Annotated in this window: 24 protein-coding genes and 2 tRNA genes; 7 read left to right on the top strand and 19 right to left on the bottom strand. The window is 69.3% G+C overall.

Features of this window, described 5'->3' with window-relative positions; genetic code table 11:
• Positions 1-379 precede the first annotated feature (379 nt).
• The 14 genes from ABD954_RS13850 to ABD954_RS13785 all read right to left on the bottom strand — a co-directional run bounded on the left by ABD954_RS13850 (position 380) and on the right by ABD954_RS13785 (position 9,810).
• Positions 380-1,855, bottom strand: a complete 1,476-nt coding sequence (locus ABD954_RS13850) for an ATP-binding protein (RefSeq protein ID WP_345486318.1) — start codon at positions 1,853-1,855, stop codon at positions 380-382.
• 2 nt (positions 1,856-1,857) lie between these two features.
• A complete protein-coding gene (locus tag ABD954_RS13845) occupies positions 1,858-2,703 on the bottom strand; it encodes a bifunctional DNA primase/polymerase (RefSeq protein ID WP_345486317.1) in 846 nt (281 codons plus the stop codon).
• Between the two features lie 82 nt (positions 2,704-2,785).
• Positions 2,786-3,064 (bottom strand): hypothetical protein, encoded by a 279-nt coding sequence (locus tag ABD954_RS13840; RefSeq protein ID WP_345486316.1) that lies wholly within the window; start codon positions 3,062-3,064, stop codon positions 2,786-2,788.
• Positions 3,065-3,072: 8 nt separating this feature from the next.
• Positions 3,073-3,261: a hypothetical protein gene (locus ABD954_RS13835; protein ID WP_345486315.1), complete on the bottom strand. Its 189-nt coding sequence runs from the start codon at positions 3,259-3,261 to the stop codon at positions 3,073-3,075.
• 158 nt (positions 3,262-3,419) lie between these two features.
• Entirely contained in the window at positions 3,420-3,671 is a 252-nt protein-coding gene (locus ABD954_RS13830; protein ID WP_345486313.1) for a hypothetical protein, read from the bottom strand.
• A gap of 141 nt (positions 3,672-3,812) precedes the next feature.
• Positions 3,813-5,996, bottom strand: coding sequence for a cell division protein FtsK (locus tag ABD954_RS13825; RefSeq protein WP_345486311.1), 2,184 nt, complete (start codon positions 5,994-5,996; stop codon positions 3,813-3,815).
• A gap of 87 nt (positions 5,997-6,083) precedes the next feature.
• Positions 6,084-6,296 carry a DUF6257 family protein gene (locus ABD954_RS13820; RefSeq protein WP_345486310.1) on the bottom strand — a complete coding sequence of 71 codons (213 nt, stop codon included), beginning with the start codon at positions 6,294-6,296 and terminating at the stop codon, positions 6,084-6,086.
• Positions 6,297-6,398: 102 nt separating this feature from the next.
• Positions 6,399-6,593, bottom strand: a complete 195-nt coding sequence (locus tag ABD954_RS13815; protein ID WP_345486309.1) for a hypothetical protein — start codon at positions 6,591-6,593, stop codon at positions 6,399-6,401.
• A 1-nt stretch (position 6,594) separates the two neighbouring features.
• Entirely contained in the window at positions 6,595-6,972 is a 378-nt protein-coding gene (locus tag ABD954_RS13810; protein ID WP_345486307.1) for a DUF6251 family protein, read from the bottom strand.
• Positions 6,956-7,987 (bottom strand): DNA cytosine methyltransferase, encoded by a 1,032-nt coding sequence (locus ABD954_RS13805; protein ID WP_345486306.1) that lies wholly within the window; start codon positions 7,985-7,987, stop codon positions 6,956-6,958. Before ABD954_RS13805 ends, ABD954_RS13810 begins: the two co-directional genes overlap by 17 nt.
• Complete coding sequence (locus tag ABD954_RS13800) at positions 7,984-9,111, bottom strand: conjugal transfer protein (protein ID WP_345486305.1); 1,128 nt, start codon at positions 9,109-9,111, stop codon at positions 7,984-7,986. The genes ABD954_RS13805 and ABD954_RS13800 overlap by 4 nt, the downstream gene beginning before the upstream one ends.
• Positions 9,108-9,278: a hypothetical protein gene (locus ABD954_RS13795; protein ID WP_345486304.1), complete on the bottom strand. Its 171-nt coding sequence runs from the start codon at positions 9,276-9,278 to the stop codon at positions 9,108-9,110. Before ABD954_RS13795 ends, ABD954_RS13800 begins: the two co-directional genes overlap by 4 nt.
• A complete protein-coding gene (locus ABD954_RS13790; protein WP_345486303.1) occupies positions 9,275-9,550 on the bottom strand; it encodes a DUF6303 family protein in 276 nt (91 codons plus the stop codon). The genes ABD954_RS13795 and ABD954_RS13790 overlap by 4 nt, the downstream gene beginning before the upstream one ends.
• On the bottom strand, positions 9,547-9,810 hold the full coding sequence (locus ABD954_RS13785; RefSeq protein WP_345486301.1) for a DUF6284 family protein: 264 nt from the start codon (positions 9,808-9,810) through the stop codon (positions 9,547-9,549). Before ABD954_RS13785 ends, ABD954_RS13790 begins: the two co-directional genes overlap by 4 nt.
• 558 nt (positions 9,811-10,368) lie before the next feature.
• Between ABD954_RS13785 and ABD954_RS13780 the strand changes: the two genes are divergently transcribed.
• Positions 10,369-11,139 (top strand): helix-turn-helix domain-containing protein, encoded by a 771-nt coding sequence (locus ABD954_RS13780; RefSeq protein WP_345486300.1) that lies wholly within the window; start codon positions 10,369-10,371, stop codon positions 11,137-11,139.
• Positions 11,136-11,609 carry an NUDIX domain-containing protein gene (locus ABD954_RS13775; protein WP_345486299.1) on the top strand — a complete coding sequence of 158 codons (474 nt, stop codon included), beginning with the start codon at positions 11,136-11,138 and terminating at the stop codon, positions 11,607-11,609. Before ABD954_RS13780 ends, ABD954_RS13775 begins: the two co-directional genes overlap by 4 nt.
• On the opposite strand, the gene ABD954_RS13770 is transcribed toward ABD954_RS13775, so the two are convergent.
• The 5 genes from ABD954_RS13770 to ABD954_RS13750 all read right to left on the bottom strand — a co-directional run bounded on the left by ABD954_RS13770 (position 11,597) and on the right by ABD954_RS13750 (position 16,981).
• Entirely contained in the window at positions 11,597-12,166 is a 570-nt protein-coding gene (locus ABD954_RS13770; protein WP_345486298.1) for an HD domain-containing protein, read from the bottom strand. The genes ABD954_RS13775 and ABD954_RS13770 overlap by 13 nt on opposite strands.
• 11 nt (positions 12,167-12,177) lie before the next feature.
• The gene (locus ABD954_RS13765; protein WP_345492150.1) at positions 12,178-12,591 is read right to left on the bottom strand and encodes a GntR family transcriptional regulator; all 414 of its coding nucleotides are present in this window, start codon (positions 12,589-12,591) and stop codon (positions 12,178-12,180) included.
• Positions 12,592-12,795: 204 nt separating this feature from the next.
• Positions 12,796-14,580 (bottom strand): GmrSD restriction endonuclease domain-containing protein, encoded by a 1,785-nt coding sequence (locus ABD954_RS13760; protein WP_345486297.1) that lies wholly within the window; start codon positions 14,578-14,580, stop codon positions 12,796-12,798.
• Between the two features lie 470 nt (positions 14,581-15,050).
• Positions 15,051-15,707 (bottom strand): SDR family oxidoreductase, encoded by a 657-nt coding sequence (locus tag ABD954_RS13755; protein WP_345486296.1) that lies wholly within the window; start codon positions 15,705-15,707, stop codon positions 15,051-15,053.
• A gap of 2 nt (positions 15,708-15,709) precedes the next feature.
• Complete coding sequence (locus ABD954_RS13750) at positions 15,710-16,981, bottom strand: amidohydrolase family protein (RefSeq protein WP_345486295.1); 1,272 nt, start codon at positions 16,979-16,981, stop codon at positions 15,710-15,712.
• Positions 16,982-17,188: 207 nt separating this feature from the next.
• On the opposite strand from ABD954_RS13750, the gene ABD954_RS13745 reads away from it, so the two are divergent.
• The 5 genes from ABD954_RS13745 to ABD954_RS13725 all read left to right on the top strand — a co-directional run bounded on the left by ABD954_RS13745 (position 17,189) and on the right by ABD954_RS13725 (position 18,634).
• A tRNA-Thr gene (locus ABD954_RS13745) sits at positions 17,189-17,261 on the top strand.
• 43 nt (positions 17,262-17,304) lie between these two features.
• A tRNA-Met gene (locus tag ABD954_RS13740) sits at positions 17,305-17,377 on the top strand.
• Between the two features lie 88 nt (positions 17,378-17,465).
• On the top strand, positions 17,466-17,630 hold the full coding sequence (rpmG, locus tag ABD954_RS13735; RefSeq protein ID WP_003956487.1) for a 50S ribosomal protein L33: 165 nt from the start codon (positions 17,466-17,468) through the stop codon (positions 17,628-17,630).
• Positions 17,631-17,750: 120 nt separating this feature from the next.
• Positions 17,751-18,203 (top strand): FAS1-like dehydratase domain-containing protein, encoded by a 453-nt coding sequence (locus tag ABD954_RS13730; RefSeq protein ID WP_345486294.1) that lies wholly within the window; start codon positions 17,751-17,753, stop codon positions 18,201-18,203.
• A 2-nt stretch (positions 18,204-18,205) separates the two neighbouring features.
• Positions 18,206-18,634, top strand: coding sequence for a MaoC family dehydratase (locus tag ABD954_RS13725; RefSeq protein ID WP_345486293.1), 429 nt, complete (start codon positions 18,206-18,208; stop codon positions 18,632-18,634).
• The last annotated feature ends 6 nt before the right edge of the window (positions 18,635-18,640 follow it).

The raw sequence follows: 18,640 nt of genomic DNA, 5'->3' as shown, positions 1-18,640 counted from the left end.
CATCTGCGTCTCCTGTGCTGCTGACCTGGAGGTTCCGGTGACGCAGGGGGTTCCGGCGTGCGTCACCCGTGACACACGCTTCTGTCACCGGTGACGCAGGCGACGCGGCGTGACGCACGCGTCGCTGGCCTGCGTCACGGCCGTCGTTCCAGCTCAGAGATCTTTTTCGGGGTCGGGGTGACGCAGGTGACGCAGGATCTCTTCTCTTAGGAAAAGAGAGGGGAGTGTCTGTTGTTGCGCGTGCCTTCAGGCATGAAGAAGGAGCCGCAGAGCGGCGCGTCCTTTGAGCGGCGGCGCCGCCGCCGAAGAGCAAGAGGAGCACGCCGCGCCGGGCGGGGGTGCTCCTCTTGCTTGTGCGGACGGGCTGTGCGGCCCGGGCCTAGAACATCTCGCTCTGCTCGTCCGGCGCCGGGGTCGCCGGACGGGCCATCTCGATGTACCGGGCGGTGCGGGTCCGGCCCCAGTCGACCAGGACGCCACGGGCGGTGAAGACGGGCTGCAGGCGCTTGAGACGGTCGGAGAGGACCTTGCCGGTGGTGGGCCACCCCTTAGGCAGCGGCCGGAAGTCCTCGCCGGTGTAGAGCTGGGTGAGGCAGTGCAGCCACTCCGCCGACGTCATCCGGACCTCGGTGCCCGGCTCGATGCCGGCGGCGTGCTTGAGCACGGTCTGCGCGAGCAGGTCGCCCTCGATGACGTCGTCGTTGAGGTCGTCCAGGCTGGCCCGGTAGGCGTCCAGCGCACCGAAGCCAGTGGCCGCGTCCAGCTGCGCGCACAGGTGCGCGAAGTCGGCCATCCGCAGGTCGGTGGGGATGTCGGCCTCGGTCGCGCGGACCTTCACGGTCAGGTCGAGCAGGGAGCCGAGGATGACGGGCAGGGCCTCTTCGAACTCCGCCCACAGTTCCGCCTCGGTCCGCCGCACCCGGGGGCGTTCCAGGCGGAGCGGGAGCAGGCGTTCGGCGAGGTCGGGCCGGATGACGCCGACGTCGATACCGGTCAGCAGCAGCGGTCGGCGGTAGCGGGCCCGGACCACGTCGCCGTCGGTGAACAGAGCCCGCTTGACGGTCTCGGCGCCGGTGACGATGCAGCACATGAGGTCGGACAGATCCGGGGCGAGGTGGGAGAGGTTGTCCAGGGCAGTGACCCACCCGGCCGCGACGGCCGCGATCAGGTTCTCCTCGTCCTTCGGCGCCCGTCGCAGGTCGCCGCTCATGCCCTCGATGATCCGCACCAGCATCCGCCCGCCGGTGGACTTGCCCGCGCCCTGCGGGCCGGTGAGGAACGGGGCGGGGACGGGCACGGACGGCCCGAGGCAGCCGATGAGCCAGGCGATGGCCAGGCACTCGGTCTGCGCGTTGGCGAAGTTGCACAGCCGCAGCAGCAGGTCGATGCCCTTGCCGTCGGTGTCCTTCGCGGGCAGGGGCAGCTCCCCGGTGAGCTGGGTGCGCCGCCAGCACACCTCGCGCGGCTCGGGGGTGACGATCTCCCATCCGGTGGGGTGGATGCGGACGGACTTGCCGTCGTTGCGGCCCAGGTCGAGCCACGTGGCTCCGTCGGAGCCGGGGGCGACCCGGATGTGGACGGGCTGCACTTCCTGGGTCATGGCCAGTGCCTCGATCAAGTCCAGAGCCTCCCTGAGTGCGGTGCCGTTGAACACGCCGAGCCCGTCGCGAAACAGGCCGACCATGAGTTCCTGCCGGTGGCTGCCGGCGGTGCCCTGCGAGCGGATCGGCCGGGCGACGGGCTGGCCGTTGCGCTGGGCGTAGACGGTGCCGTCGGCGGTGCGGAAGTACCGGAAGTGGGCCTGCGCGTACTCGGTGATGACCTCGCGGGCCGGAGTCTTCTCGTCCTCGGACATGGCTACAGTCCCAGCGCCGTACGAGCGTTGGACCAGGCGTCCGTGCAGTGCCGCGGGGACTCCCCCTTGGCTTGTGCTGCGGCGAACAGCCGCCCCATGTGCGCCTCGGTCAGGCAGCCGCACCGACCGTGAGCGGACAGCACCGCCAGGAACGTGGCGTACACGGTGTTGTGGACCGCGCTGGTGGCGTCGGTGATGCGCTGCTCGGCCATGGCGATACCGCGCTCCAGGTAGGCGGGCGAGCGGTGCGGGCACTTCCCGCCCCCGGCCGGCGCGGGCACGGTGGTCGGCATCGGCCGGACGGTGGACGGCTTCTTCTCGACCAGGGCCCGGACGGTCGACGGCAGGGCCGCCATGTCGCCGGTACCGGGGCCGAGCCAGCGGGCGTAGGACATGGACGACTTGATGTCCACGCCCGGCCGCACACCGTTGGCGGACTGCATCGCTCCCCGGTAGATCCAGTGCTCGCCCCGAGTCGTGGCGACGGTGCGGGTCGGGGGCAGGGTGCGGCGGGCCCACGAGATCGCGTCCGCGTCGTCCAGGTCGACCACGGTCACGCTGGCGGCGCCGGGGTGGTAGGCGACGGCTCCGGCGCGACGCCAGGCACCCTCCCACGGGCCGGACGACAGCACCGCCGGGTCGGTGGTGGCGGCGGCCCACCCGTGGCACGGACGCGGGCACTGGCAGGGGCCGGGGGTCTTCATGTTCGGCCGGCCGCCGCAGCGGTTGTTCCGGCAGTCGGGGCAGTTGCCGAACGGGCGCTTGTCGGCGCTCAGCGGAAGTACCGGCAGACCGCCGGCGGCGAGGGTGAGCGCGCTGTCTCGCCGGATCAGTGCGGGATGGGTCATGCTGGGTGTCTCCAGTTCTCTGAACAGTGCTGGATGAGGGCGGCCCCGGTTCTTGGTCGGATGGGGGCCGCCCTTGGCGTTGCTAGAACGGCGGCTCGTCGCTGTAGCCGGTGCCCCACGGATCGACGTCCGGCTGACGGCGGCGCGGGCGCCTGGGGAGCGGGAGGAGGACCCACGAGCGGTTCTCGTCCCAGCAGGGGCAGGGGTCCCAGTCGGTACCGGCGTACTCGCCGGTCTCGTAGTCGCCGTAGTCCCGGTTGTGCCCTCCCTCGCCCTGGCAGTCCGGGCAGTCGGGGAGGGGCGTGTCGGTCAGGATCAGCGCGGGGCGGGGCCAGTCGGTGCGGTGGATGCGCAGTCGCATGCGGTGCCTCACAGGTTGGGGATGGCGTCGAGGACGGCGCTGGCGAGGTTGTTGATGGGAGTGGCGGCTCCGGTGGAGGCGAGGAAGAAGCCGAATCCGGCGGCGACGAACGCGGAGCCGTAGCCGAGGGTGTTGGAGCGCAGCAGGAAGAACAGGACGAGTCCGAACAGGGCGACCAGGGAGATGGTCACGGCCATGGCGGTATCTCCTTTGACGGCGGTGTGGGATGGCTGGGAGGCTGCGCGGGCCCCGGGTGCTCGCAAGCTCGGGGACATGGACCGGTGGCTGCGCTGGCGAGCGTTTGCTTCGTGCGAGCCCGCATGTAGTGGGTGGCCGCCGGTCCCACGACGTTCGGTCAGCGGGTGCCGGCGCGGTAGGTGGCGGTGGCGCGGTTGTAGAGCCAGCGGCCGACGCGTATGCGCTTGCCGGTGGCCTGGCAGCGGCGGCAGTCCTTGCCGCGCTTGGGGCGTCCGTTGCGGTCGGTCTTGAGCGCGTGACCGAGGCCGTGGCACTTGCGGCAGGTCCCGAACGGCGACGCCGCGCACTTCGCTACGTAACCAAGGGTGACGGCGAGCAGGCAGGCGATAGTGAGCAGGGCGGGGGTCATGAGGGGCCCTCCCAGGCGGTTTCCAGGGGTTTTCGCAGGTGGGCCGCTATCCGCTAGCAGCCAGGTCAGAGCCGGTTTTGGGTGCTAGCGAAGCCGCTAACGTTAGCGGGGGTTGCTGCTAGCGCTAGCGGCTCCGGACGGTCATCCCGCGTCCCGCTTTCCGTCACGCTGAGCGATCGCATCGGCGATGTGGGCGCGGGTGATGCCCCGGCGGTTGACGACCTTGCCGTCCACCCGGCGGCCGACCTGGACGGTGGAGATGCCGTGCGGCTTGAGTGCCGCGGTGAGCGCGTCGGGCTCCCATCCGTCGTAGACGTCGGGGCGGAGTTCGGCGAGGCGGGCGACGACGGTTTCGGACCACACCTTGGCCTCGGCGGCGGGGACGACGGCGAGGATGTCGGCGAGCAGGTCGTAGGCCGGGCCGGTCACGACTTCCGGTGCCTCGCCCATGGCGTAGCCGGTGAGGAGGCCGGCCTTCTCGCGGGCGGAGCGGGCGCGGGCGCCGATGGCCTCGGCGCCGGGGGCGTCGACGTAGACGGCGGAGACGATCCGGGCGTCGGAGCCTTCGCCGACGAAGTAGTGGATGCCCTTGTCTCCCCAGGCGAACATGGTGGCCCGCACGCCGCGCTTGTAGGCGGAGGTACCGAGGACCATGTCGTTCTCGGTCTGGCCCATGACCTTCAGGCACCAGCGGGCGCCGGCGTTCGCCGAGATGCCGGTCGGGAGGGACTTGGCGTCGGGTCGCTGGGTGGCGAGCAGCAGCACGATCCCGGTGGCCGGGCCGCGCTTGACCAGGTCGGTTGCGATCTCCTCGAACTCCTTGCCGTGCTCGGGGTGCTCGAAGAGCACCTGGCACTCGTCCACGCCGACGACGATCGGGTGCAGCCCGAGCGACCGCTTGTCGGCGAGCTGGGAGGTGACCTTGTTCTCCGGGCAGATGTCCCGGGGCAGGGACCGGATCACGCCGGTGCGGCGGCGCAGCTCCTCGCGCAGCGCGCGGAAGTCGGCCAGCGCGTAGTTGATGGACTCGTCGTCGTCGCCGGCGGCGTGCCGGTGGGAGACGGCGTTGCCGACCGGGTCGAGGTCGCCGGTGCCCTTCATGTCGTACGTGTGCAGCTCGGCCCGCGGGTCGAGCGCGGCGATGAGCAGCAGCAGCCTGAGCAGGAACGTCTTGCCCATGCGGGGGATCGCGCCGATCACCCCGGCGATGTACATCAGGGTGACGTCGACCCACCGTCCTCGCTGGTCGGTGCCGTAGGCGACGGGCTTGAACAGGTCCACGCTGCCCGACTTGGCCAGCGGCCACGTGGGCTTCTTTGCCTTGGTCAGGTCCTGGTCACCCACCCACAGCACCATGTGGCCGGGGTGCTCCTCCGAGGCCGGCTCGGGCCACACGCAGCCCAGCGGACGACGCAGGCCGGACGCCAGACGCTCACGGCGCTCGATGACGTCCGTGACCGTGACGCCGTAGGGCAGGTTGCCCTGCGCGCGCCAGCCGGGGCCGTCGCGGGTGATCGGGGCGGTGAACTCGAACCCGTCCCGGCCCTTGCCCTGCGCCTGGTTGATCGCGGGGATACCGAGGGCGCCGAGCGCGCGGAGCACGATGTCGGAGGTGAGCTTGCTGGCCTTGGGCAGCTCGACCGCGCGGTGGATGACCGGGGCGTCGGCCTTGCGGCCGGCGGCGCCGAGGGCGAGTACGACCGTGCCGACCGAGAGGGCCTGGACCCATCCGGGGGCCAGGACGTAGATGGCGAGCGCGACGGTGAGGCCGACGAACATGGCGAGGGCAGCGACCATCATGCGCAGCTTCACGCGGCTGTCGCGCTGGGCGGACAGCCGCAGGTACTCGGCCGCGTCCTCCCGCCGTACGGCGGCGGCGCGGACCGGTTCGCCCTCGCGGTCGGACACCCAGCGCATCGTGCCGCCGATGAACCGGGCTGTTCCTGCGGGCGACTGCAGCGCGAGCCGGGCGGCGTAGATCGGGGCGCGCAGCGCGTGGTAGCCGACGGTGTGGGTGTAGTGGCGGGCCACCCACGCGGCGGCCGTGCGCAGTTCAGAGGTGGACCGCAGCCAGACCGGAATCACGTCCCGGCGCTTGCCTCCGGCCAGTCGACCCAGGTAGCCCGGCCCGGTCGCCACCGGCGTCGGCAGGTCGACCAACGGCCGCTCGCCCTCCGGCTCGGTCGGGTCGACCACGGTAGTGGTGGGGGTGGTGTCGCGGGCGGCGCGGGCCTTGTCCAGGTCGACCACCGCGGCGCCGGCGTCGGCAGCCATCTCCGCTTCCAGGCGGTTGAACAGTTCGTTGTCGTCCTCGGGGTGCTTCACTGAAGTGCTTCCTCTCTCGACAGGGGAGGGAACAAGGGCCCGGGGCGGTCGGGATGCTTGGCGGCTGTCGGCCGCCCCGGGGCACAGCTACCTGCGGCTGTTCTTGGCGTTCTTCTCGGCGCGCTTGCGGGCGCCGTCGATGATCCGGTCGATCCGGCGCTCCAGGTCGGAGCGGTCGGCGTTCTCACCGGCGAGGGAGCGCTTGCACATGCGGGCGACGTTCAACGCGATCCGGGCGTGCTCTCCGGCGGTGAGCTTGGGGTAGTTAGGGTCCTGCTCGGCGTTCTGCTTGCTGGCCACGATCGGTCCCTCTCTGGGGCCGGGGCTGTCCCGACTCCCCACCCACCCCCGGGCCGTGCCGGGGGCGGACAGGCAGGCGTCAGTCCTGCGGGATGCAGCGGGTCAGGAGTCGACCCTGCGGATCTCGTGGGTGTGGACCAGGACCGGGGCGATCCAGATGCTGATTCGGTCGACGGTCCACCGGTGTTTCGTGAGCGGGCCGGGCGGGACCTCGTCCAGGACGCGGCCGGTCTTGCCGACGGCGCGGGGGACGTCATCGCACGCGACGATCAGGACCTTGTCTCCGGCACGGAACATGTCACTTCCCCTTCCTGCGGGCACGGGTGAGGGTCTTGGCGGCGGCCTTGCCGTCCGGGCCGCCGATCGACTTCACGACGGTGTGGACGCCCCAGGCGAGGACGACGGCGAGGAACGCGAGCAGGGCCAAGTTCGCGGCGATCGCGGTCAGCGCACCGACGAGCAGCGGGCCGAAGTAGACCCCGGCCGCGACGGTGCCGGCGCCGATGCCGGAGCCGAGCGCGATCCTCTGCACCGTGCGGTCCGGCGGCGCCTGGTGGATGTGCTGGAGAACCACCTGCGGTGCCACCTGCTGCTGAAAAGCAGGCAACTGGTCGGCGTAGGTGTAGGTGCCGTCGGGGAGCTGGACGATCCGGGCGGGTTCAGGCAGCGATTCCATGGGTTCTCCTCGGTGAGGTCATGGAGGCGACCGGTCCGGTCGCGGACTGGGCGAGCAGGAGACGAATGGCGGCTTCGGCCTGCTGGGGGACGACGCCGTTGCCGAGGGCTTTGAGCTGCTGGGTGCGGGTCAGGCCTGGCACGGTCGTGACGTGGCCGGTGGCCAGGCCCATGAGCCATTCGACGAAGGCGGGGTTCAGGCGGCGTCGATCGTCAGTTGCCCAGGGGGCACGTCGTCCGGTGACGGCTTCCCAGCGGGCGATGGCAGGGGCGAAACGGCCCCAGCCAGCGTCTGGTTGCCCCGGCCGAACGTCGGGCTCGCCCGCTCCCCGTCCGCTCGCGTCGGTGTCGGTAGGAGGTTCACCACGACCTCGTTGAGCGGCCTGGCGTTCGTCCCGATGAGGTTCGACTCGCCGGACTTCCAGTCCCTCGCCGCTGGTGTCGGCAGGAGCGTGACGGTGTGGCGGCGCAGGTTCATCCCGCCCTGCGCCCCGTGCCCTGCGCCCGTCGCCTCCGAGGCCGTCGGGGTCGGCAGCAACGGCGAGGACGAAGAGACGCTGGCGTTGGTGGGGAGCGCCGACCTCCGATGCGCGTACAAGGCACCACTGCGCATCGAACCCGAGGCGGGCAAGGTCGGCGAGGACGTCGGCAAATCCCAGTCGAAGGTGGTTTGCGACGTTCTCAAAGACTGCGATTCGGGGTCGTAGAACGCGAAGGGCGTTCGCGATGTACGGCCAGATGTGCCGCTCATCGGCGGTTCCTTTCCGCTTGCCGGCGGTGGAGAAGGGCTGGCACGGATACCCGCCGACGATGACGTCGACCGGCTCCACGGCGTGCCAGTCCACGGCGGTGATGTCGCCGAGGTTCGGCACCCGGGGGTGGTGGTGGGCCAGGATGCGAGCCGCCCCGGGGTCGTTGTCCGCGACCCACGCCGGCGACCCGCCCATGACGGCCTGGACGGCCATGTCCAGCCCGCCGTAACCGGTACACACCGACCCGATACGCAGCCCGCTCACGCCGCAGCCCTCTCAGCCTTCAGGGTGTCGCGCAGCCACCGCCCCTTCTCCGGCGACGTGCGCAGCGCCTTGCGGATCCGGTCGGCCGTCAGATGCTCCACCGGCCACGACTCCGTGAACTGCCGCGCCTCAGCCAGCAGCTCACCCTTCGTGCGGCGGGGCTGAGTCGACTTCGCGGCCTCGGGCACCCGCCGGGTCACCCGGCGCGGGGTCGACTGCTCGGCGGCGACCGCACGGACCACGGCCGGACCGGGCGCCACCACATCGGGCGGGGTGGACTCTTCCTGCTCAAACAGGTCGTGGGAGCGGCCGTAGTCAACTGGGACTGGCTCCAGGGCCGGTACGGCCTGCTCAGAGGTAGACCGTTTCATACCGGTCTGGGGCGATTCCTTCGCATTCGGAGGGTGGATCGGTCGAGTGGACCGGTCGACCTTCAGCTCCACCATCATGTCGACCGGTTCACCGGCAGGTCCGGCGGTCGGGGTGATGGCGTACATGGCGGTGAGGGCCGCCTTGGCGCCGGTGGTGAGCTGGGTGCGCTGGACGTCGAGCAGCTTCTCGCCGAGGGCGAGGTCACCCGAACCGACTCGCTTGGCCAGCTTCCAGGACTCCAGTTCCGACTGTCGGCGGACCTTTTCGTCGGGGTGGTTCGCGGCCCGTGCCCGGTGATAGGCGAGGGCCTGGACGACCTCGGCGGCGCGGCGCTCGGCTTCGGCGTCGCGGCCGTCGCGGTAGACCACGATCCGTCGGGCCAGGAACGCGGCGCCCTCGGCGGACGCGGTCATGGCCAGCGGGGTGAGTGCGTAGATGACGATCTCGCCCGCGCCGGTGGCGGCCATGGCCGACATGGCGGACGCGGCGGCGGGAAGAGCCCACAGCCCCGCCCGGATCACGGCCGGGGCGGACTGCCCCAGCAGCGTGAGTCCGAGCAGCACGACCGCGAGCACGGCGGTCGCGCCCTCGCCGGCCGCGACCGCACCGACCGCCGTGCCGGAGCCGTATGCGGCCTTGATGTTGGTGTAGGTGCCGTAGGCGCCGGCGCCGCCGGTGGCGAGCATCGGCACGAACGCGACACCGAGCACCAGCTTCTGTACCCGGCTCAGGGGCTTGCCGGTGGCGTTCACGACTCACCCCCGTCCCGGCGGGCCAGCCAGAGGATCCGTGCCACGGCGATCACACCCGCACCGGCGATCGCTCCGGCGTAGTGGACGTCCCGGCGGCCGACGACCAGCCCCAGGACCTCCACGGCGACGCACAGGGCGAGCAGGCACCAGAAGGTGAGGCGGTTCATGCGGCACCGCCGATCAGGCGGACGTCGAGGGAGGCGAGCAGGCGGACGCGGTCCTCGTCGGGGCCCGACAGCTCCTGCCACTGCCAGTCGCCCTCGGCGTTGTCGGGCTCGTAGCCGAGCAGGGCCAGCGCCTCGATCCGCTCCGCCCGGGTCGGGGCCGAGACCCGCTTGAAGTCGTGGGCGGGCCAGTCGACGGTGGGGTGCTCCTTGACCACCACGTACAGCTCCCACTCACCCGTGAACGGGTTGGCCAGGTGCGCGGTGTACGTCATGCCGCACCGCCCATCGTCACGCCGGCGCGGTTGGTCAGGTTCCGGCGCTCGGCCAGGACCCGGTTGCGGGCCCGGCGGATGCGCCGCTCGTCCAGCACCGTGGCCGGACGGTCCAGCGTCATGATCTGCGCGTCGAGCAGGTCGACCTCCGCCAGGATCAGCGGCATCTCCTGCTCGATCGCGTCCAGCTCCGCGTCCGACGGCTCACCGTCGAACGCCACGGCCGTAACGGCCGCCTGAAGTGCAGCGATGGACTTCATTGGGTCGTGCTCCCTTCTCAGAGGAACGGCCCGAACCGAGGCCCCGGTGTTCCAGCACCGGGGCCTCTCGCCGTTGGAACCATCCGGCTCCCCTCGACCCCGCCCGTACGACCCCGCGAAGGGACCGGACGGGCGGAGGAGGCAACCGGCCACAGCCGAGCGGCTGCGGATGGACTGAGCGCGCGGACCTGTGCCGCGCCGGCCGCCTTGTTGTGTCTAAGGACAGGCGGCGAACCCTCATCACGCTGTTCAGTTTTCAAGCACCGGGCGCTTCCATCGAGCCGACCCGCCTACACGGAGCTCTCCGGGCGTCGAGCGCAGCACCTCGCATCGAGCCCGAAGCTCGATGAGGTACATGTATTACCTGTTCCTCATCATGCGGAGAAGGATTCGCATCGTCAAGTCCCTTGCTTCTTTGGGGCTGCGAGTCCGTCCCGCTCGATGCATTCAGCTTGGCTCGATCACGGCAGACGTTGGACTCCGCGCGTGTACGACTCCAGGACGTCTTCGCTACGGTGAAGTCGTCCCAAGTCGTCCCTGACGGGGGGAGTGCACGGCATGGCCAATGAGCGGCTTCGCGGTGCGATCGTGGCGAGCGGCATGACGCTCGATCAGGTCGCCGAGCAGTTAGGGGTGTCCGCCAAGACGGTGGAGCGCTGGATCAACGATCCCAAGCGTCAGCCGTACCGCCGCTTCAAGTACGCGACGGCATCGCTCCTCCAGCGCGAGGTGTCCTATCTGTGGCCGGAGGAGCAGACGGCGGCGGAGGTGACGGAGGCAGGCAACGCTGAGCTGGTGAGGCTGTATCCGCACCGGTCGGTTGTTCCGAACCGTCTGTGGCCGCAGCTGTATGCCGGAGCAACGCGCCACTTCGACGTGTTGGTCTACTCGGGCTTCTGGCTCACTGAGGACGCCGCCTTCCACCAGGTCGTGAAGGAGAAGTCGTCGGCCGGCGTCCCGGTGCGGTTCATGCTGGGCGACCCCGGTTCCGCCGCGGTCGCCGTGCGCGGAGCGGACGAAGGTATCGGCGGAGCGATGGGCAGCAAGATCCGCAACGCGCTGGTCAACTATGCGCCGTTGTTCGGGCTGCCCGGTGTGGAGTTCCGGCTGCACTCCACCACGCTCTACAACTCGATCTATCGGGCGGATGACGAGATGCTGGCCAACGGCCACCTGTACGGCGTCGGTGCCTACCTGGCGCCGGTCCTGCACCTTCAGCGTGTACCTGGGGGCGAACTGTTCGACGCCTACGCTGAGAGCGTCGAACGGGTCTGGGAGAGCGCCCGACCCATTTCGTCGCCCTTCGACCTGGGAGGTGCGGGCTCATGAGCCGCATTGACTACTTCCGTGACCCGGCGGCCCCCAAGGCGAACTCCGTCGTGCCCTCGGTCACGGCCGTCGTCCGGGAGGCGTCCGGACGACTCCTGTTGATCCACAAGACGGACAACTGTTTGTGGGCTCTTCCCGGCGGTGGCCACGACATCGGCGAGCGGATCGCCGACACGGTCGTCCGCGAGGTGGAGGAGGAAACCGGGATCCGCGTTGAGGTGGACGGCATCGTCGGGCTCTACACGGACCCTGAACACGTGCTCGCGTACGACGACGGTGAGGTGCGGCAGCAGTTCTCCATCTGCTTCAGGGCTCACCCCGTCGGGGGTGATCTCCGCACCAGCAGTGAGTCGAAAGAGGTCCGCTGGGTGGACCCGGCGGACCTCGATGGCCTGGACATTCATCCGTCCATGCGGTTGCGCATCACGCACGGCCTGGACGAGTCCCGCCGGGAGCCCTACATCGGCTGAGCGCCGGCCGTGGCGGCGGCCATGCGACGCTCCACGCGCTCGTTGGCGGCGTAGATCTCCGGCGCTGCCCGCTGAATGAAGCGGCCAACGATCGTGTCCGGCCCGTACCGCTGCACGATCTCGTCCAGCCGTGCCGCCGGCGTCGTGTGCTCGCCGTCCGGCGTCGTGGTCATGTCGGACACGATGAGCGCGTCCACCAGCTCCTGCCGCTCCAGCTCGAACTCAGTCTCCAGCTCCTGTCGAAGCCCGCGCTCCTCGGCCTCCAGGAGTGCACAGGAGTGATGGGCGACGAGCCGTACGACCCGCTCGTCGGCCCCCTCCTGATCGCGCAGGAACCGGGCGCCGTCGAGCGGGTGGAAGCCGGTGGCGGCGATGGAGGGCGAGTAGCCGATGTCGTGCAGGACGGCCGCGGCCTCCAGCAACTCGGCGTCCTGCCCGAGGATCGGCCTCAGGGACCGGGCCCGCTTGGCGACCCCAAGGGAGTGCGCCCAGCGGCGCGGCAACGGCTCGGACAGCAGCGATTCGGAGAGCGAGTACGCCCACTCAGTAAGCCCCATGGGTACCAAGGCTACGGCTGCTCGGGCGAAGCTGGGAGAGCGCGCACGGTTCGCCCTTTGCCGTGTGTGGTGTCGAGCAGGCCGATGCCTTCCAAGTGCGCGAGCGCACGTCGGACCGCCGTGCGCGAGGCCCCGAAGCGCTCACAGAGTTTCGATTCCGAGGGGTAGGTGTCGCCGAGCCCGAGTGAGGACTCAGTGATCAACGCTGCCATGCGTTCAGCTAGCGAGCGACGGTCGTTATTGCTGGGAATCCGCCAACCGACACCTGGGACCGACTCCACGACTTGCTCGGACTCAAGGAGCTTGAGGGCGCGACGGACAGTGTTGCGGGAGACGCTTAGAGAGCGCATGAGGGCTGCTTCGGACGGCAGTCCGTCCGAGATCTCACCGCTGTCAATCTGCTCTCGCAGTGCTTGTGCAACCACGAGGTACGTGCCACGTGGGTTTCGGCCTGACACAAGGGCTCCTCTCTGCAACCTTACTCAAGGCTCGCATAGAGCGGACCGTTGATGTGGCCCTCGCAGTGCCAAGCACTGCGAGGATGGTGTCAGACGGGGCAGCTACGAGCTCACGCGAAGTGCCTGACGGAGAGATAGGGAGGTCAATGGCCCTCCTCTGCCTATGTCTAACTAAAAATTGAGAGCGACGTGAGCCAGAAACTCATCCGTTCCCATTTCATGCGTTGAAGCGCCCATCCTCACGAAGAAGCGCTGGTTGTATGAGAGTGGTTTTCCGGTGGACCGTGGCTTCATGATCCACAGAACCTTTCCGTCACAAATAATCGGACTGAAGCTGTGAGCCAGGTTATTGCGGAAGTCGGAATCCACGGGAGCGGATCGAATCTTGCTTTGCCATTTACGCCACCACGAGTCAACGTCGTAACCCAGGTGGGTAATCTGTTCGCTGGTGCCCACGACTTGTTGGCCGTGAATTTCGATAGGAGATACGTTGAACAGTTCCTTCAATCGATCCGCTGCCGACGGCTTGTCTGCGACACCGATGAGGATGAAACCACTTGCGTCCCTGCTCCAGTTGGCCATGCCTACTGCAGTTTGCATGACTTCGTCGAACAGGTCGACGTTTTCAGTTGGAGGGTTCGACAGTACGCAAAATCCTTGCTTCAGCTCGACTAGCGGGTCCTCGTTCACGGGGCCGGACAGGTAGCTTTCGATCAGCAGGCGCGAGTTGAGTTGCACGGCGGCGCTCTTAGGCTCGGGCTTGAAGAAGGCTCTCCGTAGGCGACGCTTGACTTCCGGGTAGAGCGTCGCCTTTTTGTCCTTCCCCCAGGCGCTACCTCCAGTGGGGATAGAGAGGTCGCGGCCCCAGAAGTTGTCCAAAACTCCGCGGATCGCATCCATCGAACGTGGCTGGAGGCCGTCAATGAAAACGAGTTCGTAAAGCGCGGCGAAAATCGCCTGGAACTGTCGCTGTGTTCCCCTTTCGTAACTCTCCAAGTGGACCATGTGTCGGCCGAGTGAACCGTGGTCGCGCATCACGTCGTCGAGCAGTTCGATGACGGCTACGATACGCTGCTGCAGATTCTCCACTCCAATGGTGTTGATCGCGGCGCCTACTTCCTCCGAAGTGGCCGACGTGATTTTGCGTGGCAGCCCGTAAGCCACGTCACGGTTCTGCCATCCGCTCGTGGGCCAGGGGTCAAGGACGGCGTCTAGTACCAGATCTAGAACCATCTCTTCGTCGCCGGATGAACGAATGTCCTCCGCTCCGATGATGTCGTGTCTGGTCCAGAAGATGCGATCCAGGTCGAGGCCGTATGTTAGATCCCTCCTGGAGATTGAAAGCTTCTCCATCTCGCTGAGTGTGAGCGCTTCGGCAAAAGTTCCATCGCCGCGGATTGTGGCGCTGGTGCGTCGAACGACATCGGCTAGCGGGCCCGTAACACCAGCCTGCCGGATCTCATGCAGGCTGAGGCGTCTTCCGCCGCTGTTGATGCGGCGAAAAACTTCATCAATAGATGAAGTGGCGGCATCGCGGTAGATGGACAGTGGAATCTGGTAGTTCGCAATCGCTAGAGAAGTTTCCCGTGACATGACGGGCTTTTGTTGAGTCAATTCCCTTGCGTGCAGTTTTGCCAGAGTGTCGCCTGTTGTAGCCAGGTCAAAATACTCGCCGCGGTAGGAGTACTTGTTCTCCATGAATGAGAAGAAAGCTTCCAGGCGCTGCAGCCCGTCAATTAGCTCAAAGATCTCAACGCCAGCCCTCTTCCTTTGAGCCAGAAGAATTAGCGGGATGGGAAGCTTATTGATGGCCGAATCAATAAGCTTTTCCTTTTCGTCGCGTGTCCAAACGAGCTTCCGTTGGTATCGGCGGTCGACGATGAGCTTATCTCGGTAGTACTGGTTGTACAGCTGAATAAGGTTCTGCCCCTGCACCGAAAGCTCTGAACTCTGCATGCGTTCACGGTAGCCCAAACCCTCCAGCTTGGCCGTGTGTACGCGGAATCAGCCACCACACAACGCTGCGGAGTCTGCGGCGAGTTGAGGAAACAGTGCCGAAAGTGAACAGAGGGGCTGGAGGCGACATCCCTCTGAGCGCCGCACGCAGGCAGGCTCGATGTGCTCGCGTTACCCCGAGGGCTGGGTCTATCGCCGCTTGGCCCTGCTCAGCGTTCTTGGCCCCGCGGGGCCAAGCCCGGCACGTGGACGAGGTGCGGACGGTCGTGCGTCTATGCGGTGAGCCGGACGCTTAGATGCAGGTCAGTGGGCATCTGCAACGCCAACGCGAGCAGTCTGTAAATCCGTCGGCTTAGCCTACCCAGGTTCGAATCCTGGCGCCGCCACGCGATGCAGAAGGTCCCCGGTGTTCGCACCGGGGACCTTCTCTCGTTTTCGGGCCGCTCCCCGCGGGCTCGGGCCCCGGGCCGTCAGTTGCCCGCGACGTCCCGGACCGCGACCGCCACCGGGGTGGAGCCGGAGATCAGTTCCAGGGTCAGGCCCGCCGTCGCCGGGGTGTCGAGGAGTTCGGCGAGGACCGCGGCCACGTCGTCGCGGGGGACCGGGCCGCGGCCGGTGTGGGCCTCCAGGCGGACCAGGCCCGTGCCGGCGTCGTCGGTGAGCATGCCGGGGCGCAGGATCGTCCAGTCCAGGCCCTCGCGGGCGCGGACGTCGTCGTCCGCGGCGCCCTTGGCGCGCAGGTAGGCGTCGAAGACGGCGTCGCCCTCGTGGCCCGCCTGGGCGCCCATCGAGGAGACGACGAGGAAACGGCGCACGCCCACGCGTTCCGCCGCGTCCGCCAGCAGGGCGCACGCGCCCCGGTCCACGGTCTCCTTGCGGGCCGCGTCGCTGCCCGGGCCCGCGCCGGCCGCGAAGACGGCCGCGTCGGCGCCCTGCAGGATCGCCGCCACCTCCTCCACCGACGCCGACTCCAGGTCCATCAGGGCCGGTTCGGCACCCGCCTCCCGCAGGTCGTCGGCCTGGTCGGGGCTTCGGATGATCCCCACCGGTTCGTGTCCGCCGGCGGCGAGCAGCCGCTCGAGCCGCCGGGCGATCTTTCCGTGTCCTCCAGCGATGACTACGCGCATACTCACGACCGTACGGCCCCGGGCCCCGCCGGGCCTCCCGAGTCCGGCCGTGCCTGCCGGGGCAGATCCAGGGCCGCCGCCGAGTCGCAGTACTCCCGCACCGCGCTGGTCCGGGCCACCACCCGCCCCCGGTGCACCACGATCCGGCTGTACGCCAGGGACAGCACCCCCGCCAGCCGCGTGCCCCGCACCGCGAGCAGCTCCGCCGGGAAGCCCGCCTCCACCCGTACCTCCGCGAGCCCCATCGCCGCCCGCGCCCCCGTGCTCACCGCGCCGTACGCCTCCTGCGGCGCCAGGCCGCCCAGCGACGCCAGCAGATACGCCGCCTCCAGCGGATCGCCGCGCCCCACCGGGTTGGACAGGTCCCGCAGCGCCCCGCCGCCCGCCGCCACCCGTACCCCGGCGGCCCGCAGCAGCCGCACCGGCGCCGCGCCGCGCACCTGGGCGGCCCCGCAGCCGCCCTGCGGCAGACAGACCACGGTCACCCCGGCCGCCGCCAGCCGGTCCGCCGCCCGTCGCGCCTGCTCGGCCGGCAGTCGGCCCAGGCCCGCGCACGGCCCGATGGTCACGCCGGGCCGCAGCCCGCCGGCCATCGCCGCCAGCCGGGCGAGGCGGGCCGGATCGTCACCGTCGAGGTGCAGGTCCACCGGGCAGCCGTGCTCCGCGGCGACCTCCAGGACCGTCTCCACGTAGCCCGTCGGGTCCGGGTCCAGGTCCGGACAGCCGCCGACCACCCCGGCGCCCATCTTCACCGCGTCCCGCAGCATCGCCAGCCCGTCGGCCCCGGCCGCGCCGGTGAGCAGCCGGGGCGCCGCCACGGCCGTCAGGTCGGCGAGGCCGCGCAGCGAGCGCCGGGCCTGCAGGACGGCCTCCAAGGGCCCGAGGCCGTGCACGTCGCCGATCCGCACCTGGGCGCGCAGCGCGGTCGCGCCGTGCCCGAGCTGGAGCAGGGCGGCCTCGGTGGCCCGGCGCTGGACCTCTTCGGCGGCGTACGAGACGGGGCCGGCGGAGTCGGCGGTGAGCGCGGTGTCGGCGTGCGCGTGGGGCTCGGCCGGGGCGGGCAGCAGCAGATAGCCGGTGAGGTCGACGCGGGCTCCGACGGCGGTCAGGCTGCCCGCGGTGCCGACGGCCTCGATCCGGCCGCCGCCGAGGCGCACGTCGACCGTGCGGCCGTCGGTGAGCAGCGCGTTCGAGAGCAGCAGGGACGTGGCCTCGGCGGCGGCCGCGGGCCGGTCGTCGGGCGGCGGCTGGGGCTGCTTGCTGTCGGCTGACATCGGGCTCCTCACGGGCTCGCCAAGATCACGATCACGCAGCGTGGGCCCGAGCCTAGGGGCGGCCCCGGCCGCCTTCGAGGAGGAGGGCAATAGTCGTACTGATGAGGGCACGAGTGGCCTAGGAGGGGGTGGGGACGCGTGCGCGCGGGTACCCGCGGAAACGGATTTGGGTGATGGGCGGAGGACCGTGTAATGTCTTCCTCGCTCGCCCCAATAGCTCAGTCGGCAGAGCGTCTCCATGGTAAGGAGAAGGTCTACGGTTCGATTCCGTATTGGGGCTCTGGTGAGAAGGACCCGCCTTCGGGCGGGATCCGGATCATCAAAGCGGTGTAGCTCAGTCGGTAGAGCAAGCGGCTCATAATCGCTGTGTCACCGGTTCAAGTCCGGTCACCGCTACCCTCAGTAGCCGATTGTGGGGTCGGTCCTACGATCGGCTACTCTTTTCTGCGTTCATCCGTCCACCCGTCCGTCAAGGAGCACTCACGTGGCTGCCACCGACGTCCGCCCGAAGATCACGCTGGCCTGCGTGGAGTGCAAGGAGCGGAACTACATCACCAAGAAGAACCGGCGTAACAACCCGGACCGTCTTGAGATGAAGAAGCACTGCCCTCGCTGCAACTCGCACACCGCGCACCGCGAGACGCGCTAAACAGGCTCGTACACGAGGCCGTCCCCAGCCGGGGGCGGCCTCGCGTCGTTTCCCGGCAACGCAACGCATTCGCGTTTCCACGCACCACATCCAGCAGGACCAGCAGGAGGTATCGAGTCCATGGCGCTCGACCAGTCCTTCGTGGGCCGGACCTATCCGCCCACCGCGCCCTACGAGGTCGGCCGCGAGAAGATCCGCGAATTCGCCGAGGCGATCGGTGACGCGAATCCCGCGTACACCGACCAGGAGGCCGCCAAGGCGCTCGGCCACCCCGACGTCGTCGCCCCGCCGACCTTCGTCTTCGCGATCACCTTCAAGGCCGCGGGCCAGGTCGTCGAGGACCCCCAGCTGGGCCTGGACTACAGCCGCGTGGTCCACGGCGACCAGAAGTTCGCCTACACCCGCCCCGTGCGGGCCGGCGACCGCCTCTCGGTGACCAGCACCATCGAGGCCATCAAGTCCCTCGCCGGCAACGACATCCTGGACATCCGCGGCGAGGTCCACGACGAGACCGGCGAGCACGTCGTGACCGCCTGGACCAAGCTCGTGTCCCGCGCCCCCGAGGAGGTCTGACCGTGACCGCGAAGATCGCCTACGACGAGGTCGAGGTCGGCACCGAGCTGCCCGCGCAGACCTTCCCCGTGACCCGCGCCACCCTCGTCCGGTACGCGGGCGCCTCCGGTGACTTCAACCCGATCCACTGGAACGAGAAGTTCGCCCGCGAGGTCGGCCTGCCCGACGTCATCGCCCACGGCATGTTCACCATGGCCGAGGCGATCCGGGTCGTGACGGACTGGGCCGGCGACCCGGCCGCCGTCGTCGAGTACGGCGTCCGCTTCACCAAGCCGGTCGTCGTCCCGAACGACGACCAGGGCGCCGTGATCGAGGTCTCCGCGAAGGTGGCGGCCAAGCTCGACGACCGCCGGGTGCGCGTGGACCTCACGGCGTCCAGCGCCGGGCAGAAGGTCCTCGGCATGAGCCGGGCCGTGGTCGAGCTCGCCTGACGGCCA

Source organism: Streptomyces roseoviridis, assembly GCF_039535235.1.
In the GTDB taxonomy this organism is placed as follows: domain Bacteria; phylum Actinomycetota; class Actinomycetes; order Streptomycetales; family Streptomycetaceae; genus Streptomyces; species Streptomyces roseoviridis.
Note: the sequence above shows the minus strand (reverse complement) of the source record. Positions and strands in the feature narration are given on the sequence as shown.